The sequence below is a fragment of the Haloferax sp. Atlit-12N genome (assembly GCF_003383095.1).
Taxonomy (GTDB): domain Archaea; phylum Halobacteriota; class Halobacteria; order Halobacteriales; family Haloferacaceae; genus Haloferax.
This window is the reverse complement of the sequence record NZ_PSYW01000002.1, coordinates 486,410-505,766: the sequence shown is the minus strand read 5'-3', so window position 1 is coordinate 505,766 and position 19,357 is coordinate 486,410. Positions and strand designations below refer to the sequence as shown.

The window sequence follows — 19,357 nt, the reverse complement described above, 5'->3', positions numbered from 1 at the left end:
ATACACTTTAGTGATTCTTAGGCATACCTAAAACTGGGAACGCAGGCCACACTTCGTGGTCGGTCCCAGTTAGCGTCTGGCCCTTCCGGGACGGCGATACCGTGGGCACGATTCGTCCGTCCTGGTCCCATTATCCTCGTGAGCGGCTGCGCCGCCCGCGCCGACGCCGGCGGGTGACGCGGGCGCTCGGACTCAGTACGTCGGCGACTCCTCGGGCACGCCGTCGCGCTTGTTGACCAGTCGCGCGAAGACGAACAGCGCGTCGGAGAGTCGGTTGAGGTACGCGACGACTTCCTCGTTGACGGGTTCTTCGGCCGCGAGCGAGACGACGCGGCGCTCGGCCCGCCGCGACACCGCGCGGGCGTGGTGGAGCTTCGCCCCCGTCTCGCTCCCGCCGGGGAGGATAAACGACGTGAGCGGGTCGAGTTCCTCGTCGGCCTCGTCAATCCACGCTTCGAGTTCGTCCACGTGGTCGGCAGTTATCTGCGGGTCTCCATCGTCGGGGTCGGGGTTCGCGAGGTCAGCCTGCACGATGTGGAGGTGGTTCTGGACGGCTTCCAGCACGTCGTCCACGTCGTCGTGGCCGGTCGGGCGGACCGTTCCGACGAGGGCGTTCACCTCGTCGACTGTCCCGTAGGCCTCGATGCGGTGGCTCGTCTTCGACACGCGGGTCATGTCCCGCAGGTCGGTCATCCCCTCGTCGCCGCGGCCGGTGTATATCTTCATGCCAGCGTCTGGTCGACGTACTGGAGGATTTTCTCGCTCTCGGCCATCGTCACGCCGCGGTCGTCGTCCACGAGGACCGGGACGCCGCGCTGGCCGCTCACGCGCTTGACCTCGTTTCGGTCCGAGTGCAGCGCGTCGACCCACTGCGTCTCGTAGTCGACGTCCGCCTCGGACAGCGCGTCGTGGACCTTCTCGCAGTACGGACAGCCATCGAGCGCGTAGAGTTCGATTCCCATGTCCCGCCGTTGGACGCGCCGACTCAAAGAGATTTGCACGCCGATGGGCCCGACTGCCGCGTCTCGACTGTCGCGTCGTCGGTGTCTTGCGAGTTATTGCGGTTCGCCACCGGTGAATTAGACGCGTCAAAATTCAACCTTAGAGCAACAAATCTATATGGGTGCTTGCATCTATTTCACATAGTGATGAACACTAACGCAGATTCGTCCGACCCCAAACTCTCTCGGCGGTCGGTCGTCGCGGCCGGTTCCGGTCTGTTGACGGCCGGCCTCGCCGGCTGTCTCGGCGGTGGCGGCGGAGCGGGAGGCGGAAGCGACGGCTCGAACACCGGCTCGAACGACGCCTCCGGCGGGTCGGAGTCGGAAGACGAGTACGTCGTGGTCGCCTCGTTCTTCAGTTTCTACGACTTCGCGCGCAAGGTCGCGGCCGACACGCCAGTCACGCTCAAAAACCTCATTCCGACCGGCCTCCACGGTCACGGGTGGGAACCCGACGCGAGCGTCACGCGCGACATCATCGAGGCCGACGCGTTCGTCCACGTCGGTGAGGACTTCCAGCCGTGGGCCGACCGCGCCATCCAGACGCTGAAAGACGACGACGTTGACACCCAACTCATCAACGTCCGCGAGGGCGTCGAACTCGTGGAACTCGCCGCGAGCCTCGACCGCGACGAGGAGGGCGTCGGCGAAGGTCGCGGGAAGGACCCCCACTTCTGGCTCGACCCCCAACGCGCCAAGACCGCCGTCGACAACATCACCGACGGGTTAGTCGAACTCGCCCCCGAGTACGAAGAGACGTTCCGCGACAACGCCGACGCGTACAAAGCCGACGTTCTCGACCGCATCGACCGCGACTACCAGGACATCTTCGATCGGGCGTCGCGCAAGGTCGTCCAGTTGGCGGCCCACAACGCCTTCCAGTACATCGGCGTCCGCTACGGCGTCGAGATGCGCCCGCTCGTCGTCAATCTCGCCGCCAGCGGTGACGTGAAGCCCTCGGACATCACCGAGGCGAAGCGGGTCATCGAGGACAACGACATCAAGTACATCGGCGCGGGCGTCTTCGAGACGCGCCGCCCGGCGAAACAGCTCATCGCCGAGACGTCCGTCGAGGCGTACTTCCCCGTCACCCCCTACGCGGGCGTCCGCGAGGACTGGGTCGAAAACGACTGGGGCTACGAGGAAATCGCCTACAACATCAACATGCCCACGTTCGAGGTCGTCCTCGGCAACAAGTCGCCTGAGGAGGTCGGCTACGACGGCTGGGCGGACGAGTGGAGGAACTTCGAATGAGCGCCCTCAGTAACGGCGAGTCCGCTGAGTCCACTGAATCCCCCGAGAGCGACGTCGCCGACGCCGCCGCCGACGACGGCCGCGACTCGTCCGGCCCGCTCGTCGAACTCGCAGACGTCGAGTTCGGCTACACCGCGACGCCCGTCGTAGAAGACATCTCGCTCCGTATCGACCCCGGCGAGTACGTCGCCATCGTCGGGCCGAACGGGTCGGGGAAGTCGACGCTGATGAAGCTCATCCTCGGCCTGCTCCGACCTGACGAGGGGACCTCGCGGCTGTTCGGCGAACCCTCCCACGCTTTCGACGACGGCGCGCGCATCGGCTACGTCGCCCAGCACGCGAGCGCCTCCAAGGAGATGCCCATCACGGTCCGCGAGGTCGTGAAGATGGGTCGGTTCCCCCACGTCGGCTTCGGCCGACTCTCCGCGGAGGACCACCGCATCGTCGACGAGGCGCTCGCCACGGTCGGCATGACCGACTTCGCGAACCGCCGGGTGACGAAGCTCTCGGGCGGCCAGCGCCAGCGCGCCTTCATCGCCCGCGCGCTCGCCGGCGAGGCCGACCTGCTCGTCTTGGACGAGCCGACCGTCGGCGTCGACGCCGAGTCGGTCGACGCCTTCTACGACCTGCTCGAAGCGCTCAACGAGGAGGGCATCACGATTCTCCTCATCGAACACGACCTCGGCGCGGTCACCGACCACGCCCGGCGCGTCGTCTGTCTCAACCGCGAGGTCTACTTCGACGGCCCGACCGACGAGTTCGTCGAGAGCGACGCGCTCGCGCGGGCCTTCGGCACAGCGGCCTCCTTCGCGGGGGGTTCGGGTGGTGGCCGCACGTGATGGCCGTCGAACTGTTCGCCGTGTTGCAGGCGGGCCCGTTAGACGCCGTCCTCGCGCCGTTCTACTGGTTCCTCGCGCTGTGGTCCGACCTGCTTTTCGTCGTCGGCGACGCGACTGGCCTCAGCTTCCTCGACTACCAGTTCATGCACCGCGCCATCCTCGTCGGCCTCTGTATCGGCGTGATGGCCCCACTCATCGGGACGTTTCTCGTCCACCGTCAACTCGCGCTCATCGGCGACGCGCTCGCCCACACCGCCTTCGCCGGGGTCGCCGTCGGCCTCTTTCTCAACGGCGTGTTCAGCCTCGGCGTCTCGCCGTACCTGACCGCCGTCGTCGTCGCCGTCATCGCGGCGCTCCTCATCGAACTCATCTCCGAGGCGACCGACGCCTACAACGACGTGTCGATGGCAATCGTGCTCTCGACCGGGTTCGCGCTGGGGACCGTCCTCATCAGCCTCAACGCGGGCGGCCTCGCCGTCGGCATCAACCAGTACCTCTTCGGCAACCTCTCGACCGTCTCGGCGGAGAACGCGGCCATCCTGCTCGTGCTGTTCGCCGTCATCGTCGGCACCGTCGCGCTCACGCGCAACCAACTGCTCTACGTGACGTTCGACGAGACGGCCGCCGCCGTCTCGGGCATCTCGGTCACGTGGTACAACCGCGTGATGGTCATGCTGACCGCGCTCGTCGTCGTCGGCGCGATGCAGATTATGGGCGTCATCCTCGTCGCCGCCATGCTCGTCGTCCCCGTCGCCGGCGCGGCGCAGGTCTCCCGAAGCTTCTCGGAGTCGCTTCTGGTCTCCGTCGTCCTCGCGGAACTCGCCGTGCTCCTCGGCATCGGCGCGTCCTACTACGGCGAGGCGACCGCGGGCGGCGTCATCGTGCTTGTCGCGGTCGGCATCTACGTCGTCGCCGTCGCCATCGGCAAGGTGCAGGCGCGCGCCGGCGACGATGCGACGCCCGAACTGGGGAGTATCGAGTCTTCCGACCTGTAACGTCGCTCGCGTTTTTCGCCTTGTCCGTCGGCTCGGCGGTTTCGAGGCGGCTCATGGTTCGTACCGGTCGAGTCGCCCGACCGCGTCCCGGAACGCGTACCAGCCCACGCCGAGTCCGAGGAGTGCGGTCGCGGCGACGGCGACCGTCATGGCCGTCGAGAGAGACATCGAACCGGTCTCGATGGCGGCGGTCGCGCCGATAGCCGGCATCCCGACGAGCGCGACGACCACGGAGAACGCCGAAAGCGCGCCGAGCGGGGGGAGCCCGACGCCTCGCGAGCCGGTCGCCGCGTCCGTCGGCGAAAGCCGAAGCCCGGCCGCGAGCGACACGACGGGCGCTGTCGCACCCAGTATCGAACCGACGAGCGCCGCGCCGACACAGGCCGCCGGGGCAGCGCCAATCGAGAGCGCGATTCCGAGCGCGGCCACCGCGGACAGCGCGGTCCCCGGAATGGCCGCCGAGAGCGCGTATCCCATCACGACTCGTTCGCGCCCGTGGGGTGCCGTAAGGGTGAGCGGGAGCGCAGCGCCTTCGGTGCCGAGCGGGTCGAGCGTCACTCCCGCGCCCGTCGCGACCGCGACGTACGTCGCGACGACCGCCGGAAGTGCGGTCGGGAGCGTCTCGACGACCACGAGTCCCACCCCCGCCGTGGCTCCGACGACGATTCCGCTGAACAGTAGTGCGCGCGGTTCGCGCCACAGGCGGAGCCACACGACCCGGGCGACGGCGGCCGTCGGCCGCGAGGCGACGCGGGCGACGAGGCGGCCGCCGGCGACCCGCAACCGGGTGACGATTTCCGGGTCTCCCCGCGTTCCTCCTTCCGTTCCAGCGTCTGCCCGTTGGTAGTCAGTTATCCGGCGGGCCGTCGCGATTCCGAGCCACCACGCGACCGGCGTCCCGAGAAGGGCGGCGACGGCGCGGCCGACCGAGGCACCGACGCCCGCGCCGACAAGCGCGAGGTCGGCGTACCAACCGACCGGGAGCCCGCTCAGGAGCGCGAAGGACGACCGGGTTCGAACGAACGCGAAGCCCATGACCGAGACCAAGACCGCGCCGAAGAGGAGCCGGTGCCGTCGCACTCGCGGATAGTGACGGAACACCGCTCGGACTCCCAGCGCGACCGGGAACGTCACTGCGACGGCCGTCGCGACCAGCGCCGCGACGGCGACGAGCGTAGTCACGGCCGTCGTCGGTGACGCCGCCCCGGCGGCGAACGCGACGCCACCGGCGACGCCCACAACGCCGACGAGCCGGCCGGCGAACGCGAGCTGGTCGAGGAGCTCCGCGGTGAAAAACGCCGTCGGGGAGAGCGCGAGGCGCCGGTGGTCCGTCCGTTCGTCGTCCTCTCGTTGGGCCGTTCTCACGAGCACACCGTAACAGGTCGCGACTGCCAACAGCCCCGACAGCCCGCGCGCGGTGTCGAGCGCGTCAGCCCCTCTCCCATTCCCAACGGCGACGCCGGCCGCGTACGCGCCGGGGTCGCTCCAGACCGCCTCGTAGCCGGAGACCGGGAGTCGACCGACGACCGCGAGGAGTGCGAACGAGACGGCGGCGAGATAGAGCACAGACACCATCGGGCGGTCGCGCGCTCGTCTGACCCCGCGGAGGGTGCGGACACGAACGACGTGTCCGACCTGTCGAACCATCGTCTCCATCGGTCACTCGCTCCGGCCCTCGGTCATCTCTAGGAAGGCGGCTTCGAGCCCTTCCGACTCCCCGTCGCGCTGCGCTTTGCGTTTCACCGCGTCCAGTGGCCCCTCGGTGACGAGCCGTCCGTCCTGAATGACGCCGACGCGGTCCGCGAGCGCCTCGACGACGGTGAGCAGGTGCGATGAGAGGAACACGGTGGTCTCATCGTCGGCCAGGTCTTCGATGACGCGGCGCATCGTCCGCGCCGACCGCGGGTCCAGTCCGGACGTCGGCTCGTCGAGAAACACAACCTCGGGGTCGTGCAAGAGTATCTGAATGAGCCCGACGCGCTTTCGCATCCCGCGGGAGTACTCTCCGAGGCGGCGGTCGGCGTCGTCGGACAGGTCGAACCGGTCGAGAAGCGCCGAAACCCGTTCGCGAATCGTCTCGGCGGGCAGGTCACGGATGCCGCCCGCGTACCGCAACTGTTCGCGCGCGGTGAGTTCGTCGTACAGCGGCGGAACGTCCGGCAGAAACCCGATTCGACTCGTCACCGACGCCCTGTCTTCGATGGACGCCCCGGCGACGCGCGCGCTGCCGCTCGTCGGCGCCGTCAGCGTCGTGAGCATGCGCATCGTCGTCGTCTTCCCCGCACCGTTCGGACCGAGGAATCCGTAGACGCTCCCCGACTCCACTCGGAGCGAGAGCCCTGTGACTGCGACGGTGTCGCCGTACTCCTTCCGGAGCGACTCGGTCTCGATTGCTAGCGGCACGTTTCGTTCGTCGTGTATCACGATAATTAAACTGCCTCCTCAAACGGGGCTGCACTCCAGTCGCTCGGATTTACCCCGGGAGTATCTTTATTGTCATCTAACATTATTGTCCTGATGACATGTCCGGCAATGTCATAAATCAACGTGAAAGCGTTGAGAATAGTAGTAGCAGCATCGAGAGCAATTCCCTCGAAGTTACCGTTCTCTCGCGGTCAGAACTCGACGTGGTGCCGCCGCAACTAAGCGGGAGCATCACGCTGATCTGTTCCCGAGAGGCTGACGGTCCGCTCGCCGGCCTCGACGACGCAGACGAGGCGTTCGACGCGAGCGAGCGCGACCACATCGCCGAGCAGATCGCCGACGAGTCGGTCGCTCCCCGCCCGGCTTCGGAAGTGAGCGGTGACGTTTCGAGCTTCGACCTCGGCTACGGAGACCGGGAAATCGTCGCCGACCGGGCGATTCCATCCGAAGCATCGATTGCCGTCACCTCCGTCCCGTTCAATGGAGGTCGCATCGACTCGTCGTCGTTCTGGGTCCGCGAGGCTGCAGGTGCCGACGAACTGACGTTCCACATCATCGTCGCGCCGCCGGGCCTCAACTCGGCGGAACGGGATGCGCTCGACCGGCTTCCGGCGGGCGAAGATGTCCCCAACTTCGACCCGGAATCCGACCTGTCCACCGCCGCGGCGGCCGTCGTCGCCGTCACCATCGCAGCGGTTGCCGTCTCGAGCAGCGGACGAGCTAACCATGCGTTCGAGGCTCCCTCGGGTGCCAGTTCCGACGCCGACTCGGGCCAGTCGGTGAGTGAGCTGATCGAGGCGCGGGTTGGCGCCTAAACGACGCCATCTGGCTCCAATCATGCAGCAAACCTCCCGAATTGGTCCGCGATGACGCCGCTTCAGTCGGTCGTTCTCGCGTTTCTGGGTGCGTGGGTCGGAGCCACGGTAGGAAACGCAACCCGGATTGGCGCAAGCGCGCTCTCCCAACGGCTCGGTCCGTTGTACGCGATAGTTCCGAAGTGGAACTTCTTTTCGCCACATCCGGGGCAACACGACTACGTCTTATTATACCGCGACCGTCGAACCGACGGGTCGCTGAGCGCTTGGCGAAGCGTCGACAAACTCAGTCAGTCGGCCCCTCCGGCTATCGTCCGGTGGGTCTGGAACCCATCGATGTACCGGAGCAAGGCACTTTTTGACCTCACACAGGGTCTCACGTCAGCCTTTGATAACGACGAACAGCGCGCAGATTCCGAAACGGAGGCGACAGCGGCAACTCCCCCGGAACCGAGACGAGTCGATCTCGGTCAGGTGAAGTTCTCGACGATGTACCTCACGCTCTTGCAGCTCGTGACGGCACAGGAACACTCACCGCTCGGGGAGTCCACACAGTTCGCCGTTATGCAGTACTCGCGCGCGACCGACGGGCACGAACTGGTATTCGCCTCGGAATTTCACTCACTCGATGACTGATTAACATGATTCCAACGCTCACACTCATCGGAGCCACGCGCGTGATGGCGCTCCTTATCGGCGTTCACACGGTTCTAAAATCGGCAGAGCAGTTAGCCACCCGCGGCAGATTCGAGCCCGACGGGGTACTGAATTGGGACGTCTCCCGCTTGTTCGCGGAGTCCGGGCCGGCCTCGAAGCTGGTCGTTCCGCTGATAACGTATCCCCGGTTCCGGTGGGTACTCGGCTGCCGGCTCTTAGCTGGCGCTGCGGTCGGCGCGACGGCGGCGTTCGGGATGCCGTCCCCGCTCGGACTTCTCGTCGTTCTTTTCACCGACGTCTGCATCGTCTTCCGGTGTCAGGGTGGCCTGAGCGGTGATTTCCAGATGGCGACGATCGTTACCTTCGGGGTGTTGCTCGTCACGCTCGCCCCCCAAGGGAGCGTTCTTGCCCGTGCCGCCATGGCGTTCGTCGCCGCCCAGGCGGTCCTCTCATACGCGATTGCGGGGCTCAGTAAGGCGATGTCGGACGAGTGGCGGGACGGGACAGCGGTGCTCGGTGTCTTCGCGACGAACAACTGGGGGAACGGCCGCGTGTTTCGGTTTCTCGACCGCTATCCTCGGCTCACCCAGGCCGGCTCGTGGGGCGTCATCGCCTTCGAGTGTGCTTTCCCGCTCGTACTCCTTCGGCCGATTGAACTGTCGGTCGGACTGCTCTCACTCGGCGTCCTGTTCCACGTTTTCAACGCTGCGTTCATGGGCTTGAACGGGTTCCTACTCGCGTTTCCCGCGACGTACCCGGCTGTTCTCTACGTGCACCAGTGGTTCGGCGGATTGGTTCCCTGGTGACGACGGCCCCGTCGGCCGCCGGTCGGCCCCGCCGTTCAGGGGACTCGGGCACCCGAAGCCTCGTCTCTCGGCGACCACGCAACGACGCTTCAACGCCCACCCGAGCCGTTTGCTGGCTTGTCCGCGCTCAGTCTGACTGGCTCTCCCGGACGTTCCCGGTCGGGTCCCACAAGAGGTCGACCGCTCCCCCAACGCCGAGAAGAACCAACAGTACCGGGAGGTCCGTCGGCGCGCCGACCGCGTAGGCGGCGACGCCCACGACGCCGAGCGGGACCGCGGCGAGGCGCTCGACGTTCGGAACTCGTTGGAACAACAGCCCCGTCACCGCGTACCCCGTCACCGAGGCGAGGAGCAACACCTGCACAGCGGCGTGGCCGCGAGCGGCGGCCCGGACGGTCAGACCGCCCAGCACGATAGTGAGGACGAGAAACAACAGTACGCGGGGGCGCTTCGTAATTTGGAGGGACACGGTCGACGACTGTGTCCGAGCGGTGATAATACTTTGACAGACGCGGAGGGCCCCGTCGATTGCGGCCTCGGAGTTCGGCGGGCGGGACGCGGCCCGCTTGAACGGACAGACGCGGAAGTTGACGCCGAAACCTCGATTTTATATCGTCATAATTGGTTTATCACAGCTCGCTCCCGCCCGCGAACCAATATCTTCAACAACGACTACCACGGATTCGACCCCATGAGCGACCTCGAAATCCAGCGCGAATGCCCGGCCTGCGGCAACGACACGTTCTACCTCGCCGCCAGCATGGAGATCCACCTCGGAAAGAAGACGAAGTGGCACTGCACGGAGTGCGACTACGGCTACATCCACATCACGGACGATATCGAGACGTACGCGAAGGCCGAAGCGTAACCGCGAAAAAGGGAGTTTTCTCGTTATTCGTCGTCGCCGAGCGCCTGCCACGAGAGCCGCGGGTTCCGCGCGGCGGACACCTGGTCGATGCGGCGGGCGCTGGTCTTCGTGGGCGCGGTTTCGAGCGCCTCGTCGGAGTCGGCGTACGCCGCGTTGAAGGCGTGTGCGAGGTCGTCGAGCGACGCCTTGTCTTCGACTTCCGTCGGTTCCGTGAGCATCGCCTGCGAGACGAGTTCGGGCCACTTCGTCGTCGGCGGGTGGACGCCGTAGTCGAGCATGCGCTTCGCCACGTCGGCGGCGTCGCGGTCGCCCGAGGTCGCCGCGAACTCGTGGTGGAACGGCCCGTACGGGACTTCGAGGTCTATCTGCGAGGCGAGGTAGTTGGCGTTGAGGACGGCCTTGGCGCTGGCGTCCGCGAGGCCCGCGTCGCCGAGGCGGGCGATGTAGGCGTACGCCTTCACGAGGACGAGCCAGTTGCCGGCGAAGCCGTGGACCTTGCCGATGGACGACTCGGGTTCGTACTGCTCGTAGCCCGCGGCCGTCTCGCGGACCATCGGACTCGGAAGGAACTCAGCGAGTTCCTCGACCACGCCGACCGGACCGGCACCGGGGCCGCCGCCGCCGTGGGGCGTGGCGAACGTCTTGTGGACGTTGTAGTGCATGATGTCGAAGCCCATGTCGCCGGGGCGAGCGCGGCCGAGCAGCGCGTTGAGGTTCGCGCCGTCGTAGTACAGCAGGCCGCCCGCGTCGTGGACCATCTCGGCGATATCGACGATGTCGCGCTCGAACAGCCCCAGCGTGTTGGGGTTCGTGAGCATGAGCGCGGCCGTCTCCTCGGAGATGGCGGCGTCGAGCGCCTCCATGTCCACGCGGCCGTCGTCGTCGGACGGGAGTTCGACCACGTCGTAGCCGGCCATCGCGGCCGACGCGAAGTTCGTCCCGTGGGCCGACGAGGGGATGATAATCTCCGAGCGGTCGTCGCCGCGCGACTCGTGGTACGCCTTGGCGACGAGGATGCCCGTGAACTCGCCCGCGGCACCCGCCGGGGGTTGGAGCGTCACGGCGTCCATCCCGCCGATGTCGGCGAGGTACTCCTGCAGGCCGTGCAGGAGGCCGAGCGTCCCCTGAATCGTCCGGTCGGAGCGGTCGGGGTGAACCCCGGCATTGGGGTCCGCCGCCACGTCCTCCGTGAACGAGGGGTTGTACTTCATCGTACACGACCCCAGCGGGTACGGCCCGAGTTCGACGCTGTAGTTCATCTGCGACAGGCGCGTGTAGTGGCGCGCCAGTTGGGGCTCCGACAGCGCCGGCAGCGTCAGTTCGTCGCGGGTCAGGTCGTCGGGGAGGACACCCTCGGAATCGACCTCGACGGTGGTGCTGTCCTTCTCGGACAGGAGCGGTTCGTACTCGTCGTCGCGGCTGAATCGGGCTTGGTCGAAGTTCATCAGATGACCTCCTCGAAGGCCGCGACCAGTCCGTCCGCGGCGTCGGCGTTCGCGTCGGTGATACAGACCTGCAGGTGGTGGTCGTCGAGGGCGTGGACCGCGAAGCCGCGGCCCGCGAGGTCGTTCGTGATGGCGGGCGCGGGCTGGTCCGTCCGGACGACGAACTCCCGGAAGTGGTGGCGGTCGTAGAGCGGCGCTTTGACGCCCGAAAGCTCGTCCAGTCGGGCGGCGAGGTCGCGCGCGTCGGTGACGGCCTGCGTCGCGAGGTCGACGAGGCGGTCGGGGCCGAGCCACGCCATGTGCATGGCGGTGCGGAGCGCGACCCACGCCTGATTCGTACAGATGTTCGAGGTCGCGCGCTCCTTGCGGATGTGCTGTTCGCGGGTCTGGAGCGTCAGCGTGAACGCCCGCATGTCCGCGCTGTCCTCGGAGACGCCGACGAGGCGGCCGGGGACCTGCCGGAGGTACTCCTCGCGGGTGGCGAAGATGCCGAGACCCATGCCGTAGGCCGTCCCGAGGCCGAGCGCGCCGGCCTCGCCGACGACCACGTCGGCACCGACGCTCGCGGGCTCTTCGAGGAGCGCGAGCGCCACGAGGTCGCTTCCGAGACAGAACAGCGCGTCGTTGTCGTGTGCGAGGTCGCCGATGTCGGCGAGTCGCTCCTCGATGACGCCGCGGACCGTCGGGGTCTCAGCGTAGACCATCACGGTCTCGTCGTCGACGAGGTCCGCGAGGGCTTCCACGTCGACCGCGCCGTCGTCCATCGGGTACTCGCCGATTTCCATCTCCGCGCCGTCGAGGTAGTTCTCGAGGACGCCGAGGCGGCCCTCGTGGAGGTGCTCGGGGACGAGCACGCGGTGGCCGCTCGCGCCGCGGCGGAGGCGGTTCGCGAGGAGCGCGGCCTCGGCGAGCGCCGTCGCGGCGTCGTACATCGAACAGTTGGCGACCGGAAGCCCGGTCAGTTCGACCAGCATCGACTGGTACTCGAACAGCACCTGCAGGAAGCCCTGCGCGATTTCGGGCTGGTACTGCGTGTACGAGGTGAGGAACTCCGAGCGCCGCGAGAGGTCGTCGACCAGCGCCGGAACGTAGTGGGCGTGGTGGCCGCGGCCGAGGAACTCCGTCAGCTCCTCGTTGCGCGAAAACAGGTCGGCCATGACGTTCCTGAGCTCCTGTTCGTCGGTACCGGCGACGCCGAACTCGCCGTCGAAGCGGACCTCCTCGGGGATGTCGAAGAGGTCCTCGGCGCTGTCGACGCCGACGGCGTCCAGCATCGCTTGCTCGTCGGCGTCGGTGTGTGGGGCGTACGGGCTTCCGACCCGCCGTCCGTTTCCAGCCGTCATCTCACTCCGTCTGCTCGCGGTACTCCTCGGGGGAGAGGAGGTCGTCGAACTCGCTTTCGTCGGCCGGTTCGAGTTCGAGCATCCAGCCGTCGCCGTAGGGGTCGTCGTTGAGGAGTTCCGGGGCGTCGAACAGCTCCTCGTTGACGGCCGTGACGGTGCCCGAGATGGGGGCGTAGAGGTCCGAGACGGCCTTGATGCTCTCGACCACGCCGAACTCCTCGCCGGCGGCGAGTTCGTCGCCCTCGGCGGGGAGTTCGACGAAGACGACGTCGCCCAGTTCGTCCTGTGCGAAGTCGGAGATGCCGATACGGACGGCGTCGCCCTCGGTGGTGGTCCATTCGTGCGATTCCAGGTACTTCCGGTCGTCAGGGATTTCGAACATTGTCAGTTGATGAAGGGAGGTGTCACGATTACTGCGCGCTTCTCGCGGCCGCGGACGAGCACCGAAATCTCGGTCTCGTCGTCGGCGTACTCGACGGGGACGTAGCCGAGACCGATGGGCTCCGACAGCGTCGGGCTCATCGTTCCGCTCGTCACGACGCCGATGACCTCGCCGTCCGCGTCGGCGATGTCGTAGCCGTGGCGGGGAACGCCGCGGTCGAGGAGGGCGAAGCCGACGAAGGTCTCGTCGACGCCGGCTTCGTGCTGTCGTTCGAGGGCGTCGCGGCCCACGAACTCGGTGTCGAGTTTGACGACGAAGCCGATGCCGGCCTCGTAGGGGGTCCGGGGCTCCGTCTCGGGGTCGAAGTCCTGTCCCGAGAGCAGGTAGCCCATCTCCAGTCGGAGCGTGTCGCGGGAGCCGAGCCCGCAGGGAGTCGCGTCGAGCGCCGACCAGACGGTCTCGGCGTCGTCCCACGGACAGAGGACCTCGAAGCCGTCTTCGCCGGTGTAGCCCGTCCGGGCCACCCAGCACTCGACGCCCGCCACGTCGGCGAACGTCGCTTGGAACTTCGAGAGGTCGCCGAGGGCCGCGTCGGGCGCGGCGTCGGTGACCGAATCGAGGGCGTCGGGGCCCTGTACCGCGAACATCGCCCACTCCTCGGTCACGTCCTCGACGGTGGCGTCGAGGTCCCAGTCGTCGCGGAACGAGGTCCAGCGGTCGTACATCTCCTCGTCGTGGCCGGCGTTCGGGATGAAAAGGTAGACCCGCTCGTCGCGGTCGGGGAGTCGGTAGACGACGGTGTCGTCGATGATGACGCCCTCGTCGTTCACGATGGCCGAGTACTGCGAGTCACCCGGTTCGAGGGCCGTCACGTCGTTCGTCGTCAGGCGTTGCATCAGTGCGGTCGCGTCCGGGCCGGACACCTCCAGTTCGCTCATGTGCGAAACGTCGAAGATGCCGACCGACTCGCGGACGGCCGCGTGTTCGGCCTTGATGGAGTCGTACTCCACAGGCATGTCCCATCCGCCGAACTCGGTGAACGTCGCCCCGGCGTCCGCGTGGACGCCGTACAACGGCGGCTTACGAAGGCCCATACAGGCCCCTGCGAACTGCGATAAGTAATGCTTTGGTATCTGTTCGCTCGGTATGTTCACCACCTTGCATGAATCGTCCCTCTGTTGTGGAAGAAAACACCACGAATCCGCAACCAGATGGCGAAATCTGCCGTCCGGGCGCGGTCGCGGTCGCGACGACGATCGTAGTGATAAACCGGCTACTGCGATACAGAAACCCAAACCGGAGTTGCGACACGCCGCGAGGTCGCTCTCCGTGTCGTACTGGGCGGTGATAGAGAGTCAGAAAAGCGCAGACCGTCGGGGTCGCCGACGTCTGTCCGGGGCGAGGCCGGTCAGTCGTCCGCGACGGCGGGCGCGTTCGGCGCCTCTGGACGCGCTTCGACCTCGGCCGCTATCTGTTCGGACGCCGGCGTCCACGTCAGTTCCTCCTCGTAGTGGAACGCGCGGTGGTCCTGCGTCGGGTCGACGACCGTCAGCGAGAGCCAGTCGTTGTCGAGCAGTTCGGTCAGTTCTGCGTGGTCGGCCAGCACGTCGGTGACGCGGTCGACCGGCGCGTGGATAATCGTCGAGAGGCGAAGCGGCTGGTGGTACGGCCTGTCGTCGGCGGCCATCAGCGACTGGAGCGGGAGCCCGGTCATCAGGTCGCCGCCGTTGCCCTGATAGACGCCGACGTTGCCGACGGGGTTCTGGGTCACCTTCGACCCGCTCCCGTAGACGGCGTTGTCGACCGTCGAGAAGTAGTACTGGGCGTTGATCCACTGGGTGACGACCATCGGCCCTGTGAGAATCGCTTCGAGCGCGTCGCCGTCGGGGTCCGTCGCGTGGTTATAGGAGTGGAGGAACGCCCGGCCATCGAGGTCGAGGTCGCTCGTCAGTTCGCGGGGGCCGATGACGAAGCCGGCGTTGCCGGCCAGTCCCCACTCGGGACGCGTCTCGGCCCAGTCGGCGGCGCGGCGCTCGGTCTCCCTGACGCCCGCGGAGCCGTCGGCTCCCATCGATTCGGCGCGCTCGGCGGTCGCGTGCTCGCGGGCGACCGCGAGGTCCGCGCGCAACTGGTCGAGGTCGTCCGCGTGGCTCTCGGGCACGTCGCCGTCGAACAGTTCGATTTCGTCGGTCGTCGTGTTGTGCTCGCCGGCGACGAACACCGTGTCCTCGGGGATGTCGAACCCGCGGTCGCGGAGTTCGGCCTTGACGGTCTCGTCGTTGCAGATTGCCGCGAGGACGCGGGCGTTCGGGCCGCCGGGGTGGCCGGCGCAGGCCCCGCAGTCCAGACTCGAATCGAACGGGTTGTTGGCCGTCTCGCTGGCGTGACCGGTGAACACGACGAGGCGACCGAACTCCTCCCAGCCCATCAGTCCGAAGGCGGTCGCGGCGTACTCGACTTTCTCCTCGTCGGTCAGCCCCACCGGGAGGTCGCCGACGTAGGAGTGTTGGTGGTGGACGGTTGGGTCGCAGAACTCGTGGTTGTCGGGGACCGCGTCGTCGGCGGTTCCGAGCAGGTCGGAGACGCGCCCGGGGACGAGCGTACGGGCCGCGAGAGCGACCCCGTATCCGCTCCCCGAGCTCTCGACGAAGCCGAAGGCGGTGGCGGGGTTGGTCTTTAGCGCCTCGATAGCCTCGCCCGCGGCCTCGCGGAAGCGCGACCAGCGGTCGTGGTTCGCCTTCGTCTCCCTGTCGGTCGGGACCTCGGTGACGCGGTGTGCCGGGTCGACAATCGGGGGACAGGCGTCGACCGACACCTCGTCGTCGTAGCCCTGATACTCCATCGGGATGCCGAAGAATCCGGCGTAGCCGTGGGTCTCGTAGTCGCCCGTGTCCTCGATGTGCCGGCGGATGACCTCGGAGCGCGTGTCGATACAGAAGACCAACTGCGCGTCCGGGCGGCCGGCGGAGGCGCTGTCGTCGAGGGCCTCGCTCTCGGCGGCGACGCGGTCGACGACCTCGCCGCGGTAACTCGCCTCCCACGCGCTCAGGAACGCGTCGGCGAGTTCGTCGGCCGTGTCGGTCTCGGGGGTCTCGGGACCGGTCGATGGGTCGACATCGACGCCGAACGCGTCGAGGAGCGCGAGACGTGCCGCGAGATAGCCGTCGAGCGTAATCGGGTACTCGGACTGCCACTCGCCGCCGTCGGCGGCGCGCTGCTTGATGAAGCCGGTCCACCCGGGGAGCGCGGCGAGTTGCTCCTCGAATATCGGCACCCACTGGCTTTCGGGGTACGACGCGACCACGGACTCGATGGTCTCGGTCGGCGATTCGGGCAGGTCGGCGACGATGCCGTCGTCGGGAATCTGGCCGTCGTACGCGGCCATCGACCGGAAGGCGCTGTAGAAGCCGTCCTCGCGGTCCGGCATCGGCCAGTGCGCTTGGCCCTCGTCGAGGAACGCCGACAGCCACTTCGTCAGCACGCGGTCGACCCGCGCGGTGTCGGCATCGGCGTCAGTCTCGGCGTCCGAGGGCTCCGCCTCGGCGGCGTTCATGCGCTTCAGCAGCGTTTCGGGGTCGTCGTCGTAGCCGCGCTCGGCCAGTTCCGAGGCGAGCACGTCGGGGTCGATTTGCCCGTCGTCGAGGGCGGCTTCGAACGTCTCGGGAGTCGGGTAGCCGCGGCCGCCGACGAGGTCCGCGGCCTGTGTGACCGCCTCGCCGAACGGCATGTCTTCGAACCCCGAAAGCGGGTTGGCCGTCACGAACGAGTGAATCGGCCAGACCGACCCGACCGTCGTCGCCGCTTTGTCGATACTCTCTTCGATGGCGTGTTCAGTACTCATTGTATTCCTCCGTAGCGGTCAGCACGGTGCTGGAGGCGGGTTGGCTCGCGTTCAACAGCGCGACGTAGAGACGCCGGCTCCGTTCGTGGACCCCGAGTTCTATCGCGACGTAGACCACGAGGAAGACGCCGGCGACGAGCGCGTGGAGCGCGCTCAGTTCGGCCGGAGCCTCGACGACCGGCAGTCCCGACAGGACGCTCGAAATCGCCTCGTAGGCGAGCGCGTAGACGGTGATGGCCGGCAGGAACACCAGCGGGACCGCGCCGTAGCGGGCCGTCGCCGGAAGCGCGGCATGTGCGACGACGTTGCGGGCCGCGTGCAGCGTGGTGAGCACGACGAACGCCACGAGCAGGAGCCCGCTGTCGAGGTGCGTTCCCTTCCCGGTGAGCGCCGCGAACAGCGCGCCGCCGGCCAGCCCGGTCGCCAGGACGACAATCGCGCCCGCGACGCCGGTCTCGTGGGCGTCGTGGTTCGTCGGGGCGGTGTGTTCGACCGCCGCGCCTGCGCTGAGGAAGTGGTGCGCCTTGTAGAACCCGTGCAGGATGAGGTGGGTGATAGCGGCTCCGAAGAAGCCGAGACCAGCTTGCATAATCATGAAGCCCATCTGGCCGATGGTCGAACAGCCGAGTTCGCTCTTGACGTCCGTCTGGACGTTCTTGAGCAGTTTTCCGAGGAGGGCGCTCGTCGCGCCGACGGCCACGATACCGAGCATGAGCGTGGCGTCGAGGGTCACGACCGGAGCGAACCGGAGCAGGAGGATGCCGCCAGCGTTGACGAAGCCGGCGTGCATCAGCGCCGAGGCGGGCGTCGGCGCGGTCATCGACGAGAGGAGCCAGCCGTGGAACGGGACGAGCGCGGACTGAATCATCGCCGCGAGAACGAGCGCGACACAGGCGAGAAGCCACACCGGCCCGCCGAGTCCGTCGGCGGCCGCGGCGATACCGGAGACCGTCGTCGCGCCGGTTGCCCACCACAGCGCCGCGAGCGCGACGCCGAGGAACGCGCTACTGGCGAGGAAGTACCTGCGGGCGACGCTCGCGGCGGCCCGCGCCTGATTCCAGCCGTCGATGATGCCGATGAGTTTCGCCATCGCGAGCCCCATTGCCAGCCAGAACAGCCAGAACAGCGCGACGTGGTCGGCCGCGACGAGGGCCATCACGGCGACCGTGAAGCCGAACACGGTGGCGAAGAAACTCGACTCGTGGCGGCTCCCGGCCATGTAGCGGCGCGAGTAGCTGTGGACGATACCGCTGAAGAACGTCACGACCACCCACAGCAGCACGGTCAGGCCGTCGACGGCGACGACGCCGGGAACCTCCCACGCGCCGCCGAGTCGGACTCGGGCGAAGAGCACGGCGATGCTCGCGGCGAACAGCGCCCACACGAGCTTCGTTAGTGCGACGGGCGCGAGCGGCGAGTCCGCCGTCGCGTCCGGGAGTGCTCCGACCGTCGGTTTCGAGCTGTGTCCTGACATCGTTCGATTCGTCGTTGACCAGAACGGTCACCGAAACGCGTTCAGTGTCCGATACTGGTCGTCCTTACACCCATCCGAGAACAGATTGACTATTAAATCTACCTACATTCACAAATCGTTCGCAAATTAGCCATTAAAGAACATTATGGTTTTGGGGGTGCGGTCCAGCTTGAACCGCCGGTTCTGGAAGGAAAAATCGGCTTAGAACGCTCGTTCCGAGCCTCGTGCCGTATTATCTGCCCGTTCGACGACCGAGTGCCGGCGACGGTTCACACGGGAGCGACGTTCCGCGACGACCTGCGACCGCGGTCGCTCGTCGGACTCGGTGACCGATTCGTGAACACTCCGTTCGTCGCGAGGATATCGTGCGCGCGCCCGCTCAGGAATCGTTTTCGGCGTGTCTCTCGGCGTCGAACTTCCCGAACGGCGTCGTCTCGTGCGTGCGGACGAGCACTTCGTCGGCGACGGTGAGGCCCATATCGAGGAGTTCCTGCGCGATGGACGTGATGTCGCTGTCCGTCTCGCCGACGGCGGTGACGAGGAGGTTCTGTTCGCCGGTGACCAGTTCTTGGACGGCGACGACGCCGTCCATCTCCAGAATCTCGGGGACGAGTTCGCCCCGTTTGGGAATCGAGGCCGTACAGTAGAGCAACATTCGGAGCGGATAGCCCGACTTCCCATAGTCGACGCTCGCGCTGTAGCCCTTGACCACGCCGTCGGATTCGAGTCGCTGGATGCGCTTGCGGACGGTGCTGTCCGAGGTCCCAGTTCGCTTCGCGATGTCGCCGGACGACATGTTTCGGGCGTCCTCTTGGAGCGCGTACAGAATCGCCTTGTCCACGTCGTCGATATCCTCGCCAGCCATACCACTACGTCGGGGGCAAGAGCACTTTATCCTTTGATATTGTTCGGACGGCGGTCCGCGCGGTACCCGACATCCGTCGTCTCCGGAGGTAGATTTATTACCCATCCGATACAATTAGTTACTATGATTGTTGTAAAAGATAACGCCGACGCGTCCAAAGCTCACGAGCAGTCCGTTCGCCGCACGGCCACCTTCGCCGACATGGCCGCCGCGATGCGTGGGTTCTGAACGGTTCGCCGGGTCTGTCTCTCCGCTCGGTTCGCCCGACTGCGCCGCGACATGACTGATTTCCTGAGTTTTCGCATCACCTGATAACCCGTTTCCTCGACTCGTCCGAACCGGTGCGAG

At 66.8% G+C, this 19,357-nt stretch carries 19 protein-coding genes; 7 read left to right on the top strand and 12 right to left on the bottom strand.

Going from position 1 to position 19,357, the window contains the following annotated elements:
- Positions 1 to 192: 192 nt before the first annotated feature.
- The gene (locus C5B90_RS10890) at positions 193 to 726 is read right to left on the bottom strand and encodes a cob(I)yrinic acid a,c-diamide adenosyltransferase (RefSeq protein WP_115881422.1); all 534 of its coding nucleotides are present in this window, start codon (positions 724 to 726) and stop codon (positions 193 to 195) included.
- Positions 723 to 962 (bottom strand): glutathione S-transferase N-terminal domain-containing protein, encoded by a 240-nt coding sequence (locus tag C5B90_RS10885; protein WP_115881420.1) that lies wholly within the window; start codon positions 960 to 962, stop codon positions 723 to 725. Before C5B90_RS10885 ends, C5B90_RS10890 begins: the two co-directional genes overlap by 4 nt.
- A 186-nt stretch (positions 963 to 1,148) precedes the next feature.
- Between C5B90_RS10885 and C5B90_RS10880 the strand changes: the two genes are divergently transcribed.
- The 3 genes from C5B90_RS10880 to C5B90_RS10870 are packed head-to-tail and all read left to right on the top strand — an operon-like array spanning position 1,149 to position 4,089.
- Positions 1,149 to 2,255, top strand: a complete 1,107-nt coding sequence (locus C5B90_RS10880; protein WP_115881418.1) for a metal ABC transporter substrate-binding protein — start codon at positions 1,149 to 1,151, stop codon at positions 2,253 to 2,255.
- Complete coding sequence (locus C5B90_RS10875) at positions 2,252 to 3,094, top strand: metal ABC transporter ATP-binding protein (RefSeq protein ID WP_115881416.1); 843 nt, start codon at positions 2,252 to 2,254, stop codon at positions 3,092 to 3,094. The genes C5B90_RS10880 and C5B90_RS10875 overlap by 4 nt, the downstream gene beginning before the upstream one ends.
- The gene (locus tag C5B90_RS10870; protein ID WP_115881414.1) at positions 3,094 to 4,089 is read left to right on the top strand and encodes a metal ABC transporter permease; all 996 of its coding nucleotides are present in this window, start codon (positions 3,094 to 3,096) and stop codon (positions 4,087 to 4,089) included. The genes C5B90_RS10875 and C5B90_RS10870 overlap by 1 nt, the downstream gene beginning before the upstream one ends.
- Positions 4,090 to 4,140: 51 nt before the next feature.
- Here C5B90_RS10870 and C5B90_RS10865 read toward each other — a convergent pair whose 3' ends face one another.
- Together C5B90_RS10865 and C5B90_RS10860 are read right to left on the bottom strand one after the other, a co-directional pair.
- Complete coding sequence (locus C5B90_RS10865) at positions 4,141 to 5,736, bottom strand: hypothetical protein (protein WP_233511964.1); 1,596 nt, start codon at positions 5,734 to 5,736, stop codon at positions 4,141 to 4,143.
- Between the two features lie 12 nt (positions 5,737 to 5,748).
- A complete protein-coding gene (locus C5B90_RS10860) occupies positions 5,749 to 6,513 on the bottom strand; it encodes an ABC transporter ATP-binding protein (protein WP_115881410.1) in 765 nt (254 codons plus the stop codon).
- Positions 6,514 to 6,719: 206 nt separating this feature from the next.
- Here C5B90_RS10860 and C5B90_RS10855 point away from each other — a divergent pair, with 206 nt between their 5' ends.
- From C5B90_RS10855 to C5B90_RS10845, 3 genes are read left to right on the top strand one after another with little or no spacing between them, the layout of a single operon-like run.
- A complete protein-coding gene (locus C5B90_RS10855; protein WP_148708208.1) occupies positions 6,720 to 7,328 on the top strand; it encodes a hypothetical protein in 609 nt (202 codons plus the stop codon).
- A 51-nt stretch (positions 7,329 to 7,379) separates the two neighbouring features.
- Positions 7,380 to 7,964 (top strand): hypothetical protein, encoded by a 585-nt coding sequence (locus C5B90_RS10850; protein WP_115881406.1) that lies wholly within the window; start codon positions 7,380 to 7,382, stop codon positions 7,962 to 7,964.
- A gap of 5 nt (positions 7,965 to 7,969) precedes the next feature.
- The gene (locus C5B90_RS10845) at positions 7,970 to 8,791 is read left to right on the top strand and encodes a hypothetical protein (RefSeq protein ID WP_115881404.1); all 822 of its coding nucleotides are present in this window, start codon (positions 7,970 to 7,972) and stop codon (positions 8,789 to 8,791) included.
- Between the two features lie 127 nt (positions 8,792 to 8,918).
- Here the strand turns inward: C5B90_RS10845 and C5B90_RS10840 are convergent, their stop codons facing one another.
- On the bottom strand, positions 8,919 to 9,260 hold the full coding sequence (locus tag C5B90_RS10840; protein ID WP_115881402.1) for a hypothetical protein: 342 nt from the start codon (positions 9,258 to 9,260) through the stop codon (positions 8,919 to 8,921).
- A 222-nt stretch (positions 9,261 to 9,482) separates the two neighbouring features.
- Here C5B90_RS10840 and C5B90_RS20820 point away from each other — a divergent pair, with 222 nt between their 5' ends.
- Positions 9,483 to 9,659 carry a hypothetical protein gene (locus C5B90_RS20820; protein ID WP_199517477.1) on the top strand — a complete coding sequence of 59 codons (177 nt, stop codon included), beginning with the start codon at positions 9,483 to 9,485 and terminating at the stop codon, positions 9,657 to 9,659.
- Between the two features lie 23 nt (positions 9,660 to 9,682).
- Here C5B90_RS20820 and gcvPB read toward each other — a convergent pair whose 3' ends face one another.
- From gcvPB to C5B90_RS10805, 7 genes are all read right to left on the bottom strand, one after another.
- Entirely contained in the window at positions 9,683 to 11,104 is a 1,422-nt protein-coding gene (gene gcvPB, locus C5B90_RS10835) for an aminomethyl-transferring glycine dehydrogenase subunit GcvPB (protein WP_058827657.1), read from the bottom strand.
- The gene (gcvPA, locus tag C5B90_RS10830) at positions 11,104 to 12,447 is read right to left on the bottom strand and encodes an aminomethyl-transferring glycine dehydrogenase subunit GcvPA (protein WP_115881400.1); all 1,344 of its coding nucleotides are present in this window, start codon (positions 12,445 to 12,447) and stop codon (positions 11,104 to 11,106) included. Before gcvPA ends, gcvPB begins: the two co-directional genes overlap by 1 nt.
- Before the next feature lies 1 nt (position 12,448).
- Entirely contained in the window at positions 12,449 to 12,829 is a 381-nt protein-coding gene (gene gcvH, locus C5B90_RS10825) for a glycine cleavage system protein GcvH (RefSeq protein WP_058827655.1), read from the bottom strand.
- 2 nt (positions 12,830 to 12,831) lie between these two features.
- Complete coding sequence (gcvT, locus tag C5B90_RS10820; protein ID WP_115881398.1) at positions 12,832 to 13,923, bottom strand: glycine cleavage system aminomethyltransferase GcvT; 1,092 nt, start codon at positions 13,921 to 13,923, stop codon at positions 12,832 to 12,834.
- A gap of 314 nt (positions 13,924 to 14,237) precedes the next feature.
- Complete coding sequence (locus C5B90_RS10815) at positions 14,238 to 16,670, bottom strand: DUF2309 domain-containing protein (protein ID WP_115881396.1); 2,433 nt, start codon at positions 16,668 to 16,670, stop codon at positions 14,238 to 14,240.
- Complete coding sequence (locus C5B90_RS10810; RefSeq protein ID WP_115881394.1) at positions 16,660 to 18,144, bottom strand: proton-conducting transporter membrane subunit; 1,485 nt, start codon at positions 18,142 to 18,144, stop codon at positions 16,660 to 16,662. The genes C5B90_RS10815 and C5B90_RS10810 overlap by 11 nt, the downstream gene beginning before the upstream one ends.
- 379 nt (positions 18,145 to 18,523) lie before the next feature.
- The gene (locus C5B90_RS10805) at positions 18,524 to 19,009 is read right to left on the bottom strand and encodes an Lrp/AsnC family transcriptional regulator (RefSeq protein ID WP_008095561.1); all 486 of its coding nucleotides are present in this window, start codon (positions 19,007 to 19,009) and stop codon (positions 18,524 to 18,526) included.
- Positions 19,010 to 19,357 lie beyond the last annotated feature (348 nt).